Here is a 4,998-nt window from a genome sequence, read left to right as displayed (position 1 = left end):
GCCCCGCACAGCCCTCGGCCCGCCCCGGACAGTTGCACGCCCGCCAAGCACATGCGAAGCCCAGCGCTCGACCAGGCCCGGGAACCCAGCCAGAGACAGCGGCGCTGACGCAGCGATGTGCATCATCAATGCTCCGCCCCCAGGTACGCCCGGACGACCTCGGGATTGGCACGCACCTCGTCCGGCGTTCCGTCCCCGATCTTCTTGCCGTAGTCCAGCACCACGACGCGGTCGGAGATGTCCATCACCACGCCCATGTCGTGCTCGATCAGCACGATGGTGGTGCCGAACTCGTCGTTCACGTCCAGGATGAAGCGGCTCATGTCCTGCTTCTCCTCCACGTTCATGCCGGCCATGGGCTCGTCCAGGAGCAGCACCTGCGGCTCCATGGCCAGGGCGCGGCCCAGGTCCACGCGCTTCTGCAGGCCATAGGGCAGCCGGCCCACCGGCGTCTTGCGCCAGGCCTGGATCTCGAGGAAGTCGATGATGCGTTCGACGAACTCGCGGTGGCGGATCTCCTCGCGCTCGGCCGGGCCCAGGCGGAAGGCCTGCGCCAGCAGACCGCACTTCATCTTGAGGTTGCGGCCGGTCATGATGTTGTCCAGCACGCTCATGCCCTTGAACAGGGCCAGGTTCTGGAAGGTGCGGGCCACGCCCATCTCGGCCACCTGGCGCGAGTTCATGTGCCGGAAGGTCTGGCCGCGGAAGGTGATCTGCCCTTCCTGCGGCTGGTAGACGCCGTTGATGCAGTTGAGCATCGAGCTCTTGCCGGCCCCATTGGGCCCGATGATCGAGCGCACCTCGTGCTCGCGCACGTCGAAGCTGATGTCGGTGAGTGCCTTGACGCCACCGAAGCGCAGGGTGATGTTCTGCACGTCGAGGATCACGTCCCCGATGCGGCGCCCGGTGCGGGGCGCGCTGGCGGCCATGGCCAGCTCCTGGGCGGTGGTGGCGTTCATAGATAACCTTCGGCTTCGCCTGCGGTGCGAGCGCCCTTCGGGGCGGCCGGGCGGGCGCTCATGCGGCAGCCTTCACGGGCGGGAAGCAGCGCGCTTCCACGATCTTGAGCGTGGCGCTCACGCTGCCGGTGCGGCCGTCCTCGAACTTGACCTGGGTCTCGATGAACTGCTCGGTCCTGCCGGCATAGAGCGCCTCGACCAGCACGGCGTACTTGTCGGCGATGAAGCCGCGGCGGACCTTGCGGGTGCGGGTCAGCTCGTCGTCGTCCGGGTCCAGCTCCTTGTGCAGCACCAGGAAGCGCGCGATCTGCGTGTCGGCCATGCCTTCCTCCGCAGCCAAATCGGCATTGACCTGCTCGATGCACTCGCGCACCAGTTGCAGCACCTCGGGCTTGCCCGCCAGGTCCACGTAGCCGCCGTAAGGCAGCGCGCGGCGCTCGGCCCAGTTGCCCACGGCCTCGTAGTCGATGTTGATGAAGGCGCAGACCTGCTCGCGCGCATGGCCGAAGCACACGGCCTCCTTGATCTGCGGGAAGAACTTGAGCTTGTTCTCGATGTAGTTGGGCGCGAACATGGCGCCGCCCGCAAGGCGCCCCACGTCCTTGGCGCGGTCGATGATGCGCAGGTGGCCCTCGTGGTCGATCACGCCGGCGTCGCCGGTGTGGAAGTAGCCGTCGGCATCCAACACCTCGGCGGTGGCATCGGGGCGCTTGTAGTACGCCTTGAGCACGGAGACGCCGCGCACCAGCACCTCGCCGCTGTCGGCGATCTTCAGCTCCATGCCCGGCGCGGCCGTGCCCACGCTGGTGAGCTTGACCTCGCCGTCGCGCTGCAGGCAGACATAGGCACAGGTCTCGGTCTGGCCGTAGAACTGCTTGAGGTTGACGCCGATGGAGCGGTAGAAGCGGAACAGGTCCGGCCCGATGGCCGCGCCGGCCGTGTAGGCCACGCGGATGCGGCTCATGCCCAGCACGTTGCGCAGCGGGCCGTAGACCATCAGGTTGCCCAGACCGTACATCAGCCGGTCGCCGAAGCCCACCGGCCGGCCGGCCAGGATGTCGGCGCCCACGCGGCGGGCCAGCGCCATGAACCTGGCGTACATCCAGCGCTTGGGGGCGGCCGCGTCTTCCATGCGGATCGACACGGCCGTGAGTAGGCCCTCGAAGGTGCGCGGCGGGCCGAAGTAGTAGCTCGGCCCGATCTCCCGCATGTCGTTCATCACCGTGGCGGCGGACTCGGGGCAGTTGAGCGTGAAGCCGCCCACCAGCCACTGCGCCACCGAGAACAGGTGGTCGCCCACCCAGGCCATGGGCAGGTAGCTCATGATGTCGTCGCCCGGGCCCAGGCGGTCGGTCTCGACGCCGCCGCGGCCCGCGGCCATGAAGCTGGCATGCGTCTGGCACACGCCCTTGGGCCGGCCGGTGGTGCCCGAGGTGTAGAGGATCACGGCCACGTCCCCGGGCTGGCCGGCGGCCACCGCGCGGTCGAAGAAGCCGGGTGTGGCGGCATCGAAGGCCTGGCCCAGTTCGCGCAGCTGCGCGTAGCTCATCAGGCCGGGCTGGTCGTAATGGCGCAGGCCGCGCGGGTCGTCGTAGACGATGGTGCGCAAAGCCGCGGTGCCGCCCGTGCCGGCGGCCTGCTGCAGTTCGCGGCATTCGAGCAGCTTGTCGACCTGCTCCTGGTCCTCGGCGAAGACGAACTCGATGCCCGCGTCGCCCAGCATGAACACCATCTCGGCCGCGGCCGCGTCCTGGTAGAGCGGCACCGGCACGCCGCCCACGCTCTGGGCCGCCACCACCGCGAAGTACAGGTGCGGCCGGTTGGCGCCCACGATGGCCAGGTTGGCCCCGGCCGCGAAGCCCAGGCTGGCCAGGCCGCAGGCCAGCTCGCGCACTTCGGTCGCCGCCTGCGACCAGCTCCAGGTCTGCCAGATGCCCAGGTCCTTCTCGCGCACGGCGGGTGCGTCCGGACGCTGGCGCGCATGGGCCATCAGCAGGCGGGGGAAGGTGTTGGCTTGAGGTTCCACGCCGCGCAATTTAGGCCGCACTTTGACGCCGCGGTGTCGTTGTGACGACAATCCTAGGGACTCCACTCTCGGGACTTTCCCCATGGGCGAACGAAGCCAACGCAACGCCAAGGCCACTGCCCGTGGGATCCGCGACCGGGTGCGGCCTGCGACCGAGGCCGAGCTGCAGGCCATTCCCTGGCTGGACGCGCTGGCGCCGGCCGAGCGCCGCCGGGCCGAGGCCGCCGTGGTGGTCGGCGAGGCCGAGCCCGGCGAGCAGGTCTGCCGCGTGGGCCGCGCGCCCACCTACTGGTTCGGCGTGGTCGACGGCCTGCTCAAGATGAGCAACGAGCGCGCGGACGGCAGCCAGGTCACCTACAGCGGCCTGTCGCCCGGCGGCTGGTTCGGCGAGGGCACGGCCATCAAGCGCGAGCCCTACCGCTACACGGTGAGCGCGCTGCGCCGCAGCCTGGTGGCCGGCCTGCCGCTCGACACCTTCCACTGGCTGCTCGACCACTCCATCGGCTTCAACCGCTTCGTGATGAACCAGCTCAACGAGCGGCTGGGCCAGTTCATCGCGGCGGTGGAGATCGACCGCCTCAACAACACCGACGCGCGCGTGGCGCGCAACCTGGCGGCGCTGTTCAACCCGGTGCTGTTTCCGAAGGTGGGGCAGATGCTGCGCATCACGCAGCAGGAACTGGCCTATCTCGTGGGTTTGTCACGCCAAAGGGTGAACGAATCTCTCACTGCGCTGTCGTCGCAAGGTGTCATCTGCGTAGAGTACGGTGGGCTGCGGGTGCTCGACCTGCCCGCATTGCGGCAAGGAGGCCGCGCGCCACAGGGACGGCGCGCCGTGCGCCGCCCTACCACCGAACCATGACAACACCGCAGCAACCTGGCAAGCTTCTCATTCTCAGCGTCAGCGCGGGCAACGGCCACGTCCGCGCGGCCCAGGCCCTGGCCGCCACCGCCCAGCAGCGCTGGCCCGGCTGGCAATGCGTGCACATCGACGCCATGGCGCACGTGTCCGCAGGCTTCCGCAAGGTCTACACCGACTGGTACATCAAGCTGGTGGACCGCGCGCCCGACGTGTGGTCCTACCTGCACGGCAAGGCCGACAGCACGCCGCACAGCGCGGCCTCGCAGCGGCTGCGCCGCGGCATCGAGCGGCTGAGCGCGCGCGATCTGCTGCGCCAGATCGCCCGCGAGCGGCCCGACGCCATCGTCTGCACCCACTTCCTGCCGGCCGAGCTGCTGGCACGCGAGCAGCAGCGCGCGCGCCTGGCGGCCTCGCTGTGGCTGCAGGTGACCGACTACGACCTGCACAACATGTGGATCGTGCCGGGCATGGCGGGCTACTTCGCGGCCAACGAGGAAGTCGCCTTCCGCATGCGCGCCCGCGGCCTGCCGGCCGGGCGCATCCACGTCACGGGCATTCCAGTGATGCCGGCCTTCGACGTGGCCGCCGCCGCGCCCGGGCGCGACGCCGCCGTGCGCGGCCTGGGGCTGGACCCGGCGCGCGGCGTGGTGCTCATGGTCTCGGGCGGCGCGGGCGTGGGCGACCTGCCCAGCATGGCGCGGCGCGTGCTCGCGCTGCCGGGGCTGGACTTCCAGCTCATCGCCGTGGCCGGCCGCAATGCCGACGCGCATGCGCAGCTGCAGGCCCTGGCCCCGCAGCACGGCGGCCGGCTGCTGCCCATCGGCTTCACCAGCGAGATGGACCGGTTGATGACCGCCGCCGACCTGGTCGTCACCAAGCCCGGCGGGCTCACCATTTCCGAATGCATGGCGCTGGGCCGGCCGATGCTGCTGACCTCGCCCATCCCCGGGCAGGAAGAGCACAACGCCATCCACCTGCTGGAGGAAGGCGCGGCCTGGCTCACCGACGATGCCATCGGCCTCGAATTCAAGATCGCCCGGCTGATGGCCGATGCGCCGCGCCTGGCCACCATGGCCGCGCGCAGCCGGGCGCTGGGCAAGCCGGGCGCCGCCCGCGCCGTGTTGACGCAAGTGATCGAAGGAGCCCGCCCG

Annotated in this window: 4 protein-coding genes; 2 read left to right on the top strand and 2 right to left on the bottom strand. The window is 70.0% G+C overall.

The window, feature by feature from the left end; translation table 11 throughout:
- Nucleotides 1-125 precede the first annotated feature (125 nt).
- Together NS331_RS22920 and NS331_RS22915 are read right to left on the bottom strand one after the other, a co-directional pair.
- Nucleotides 126-959, bottom strand: coding sequence for an ABC transporter ATP-binding protein (locus tag NS331_RS22920; RefSeq protein ID WP_058644242.1), 834 nt, complete (start codon nucleotides 957-959; stop codon nucleotides 126-128).
- Between the two features lie 58 nt (nucleotides 960-1,017).
- Nucleotides 1,018-2,949: an AMP-dependent synthetase/ligase gene (locus tag NS331_RS22915; protein ID WP_242873863.1), complete on the bottom strand. Its 1,932-nt coding sequence runs from the start codon at nucleotides 2,947-2,949 to the stop codon at nucleotides 1,018-1,020.
- Nucleotides 2,950-3,067: 118 nt separating this feature from the next.
- On the opposite strand from NS331_RS22915, the gene NS331_RS22910 reads away from it, so the two are divergent.
- Together NS331_RS22910 and NS331_RS22905 are read left to right on the top strand one after the other, a co-directional pair.
- Nucleotides 3,068-3,847, top strand: a complete 780-nt coding sequence (locus tag NS331_RS22910) for a Crp/Fnr family transcriptional regulator (RefSeq protein ID WP_058644241.1) — start codon at nucleotides 3,068-3,070, stop codon at nucleotides 3,845-3,847.
- On the top strand, nucleotides 3,844-4,998 hold a 1,155-nt coding region (locus NS331_RS22905), incomplete at its 3' end, for an MGDG synthase family glycosyltransferase (protein WP_058644240.1). The genes NS331_RS22910 and NS331_RS22905, both read left to right, overlap by 4 nt.

This window comes from Pseudacidovorax intermedius (assembly GCF_001476815.1).
Taxonomy (GTDB): domain Bacteria; phylum Pseudomonadota; class Gammaproteobacteria; order Burkholderiales; family Burkholderiaceae_C; genus Xenophilus; species Xenophilus intermedius_A.
The sequence above is the reverse complement of the archived record's forward strand: the minus strand, read 5'-3'. Positions and strand labels throughout refer to the sequence as shown.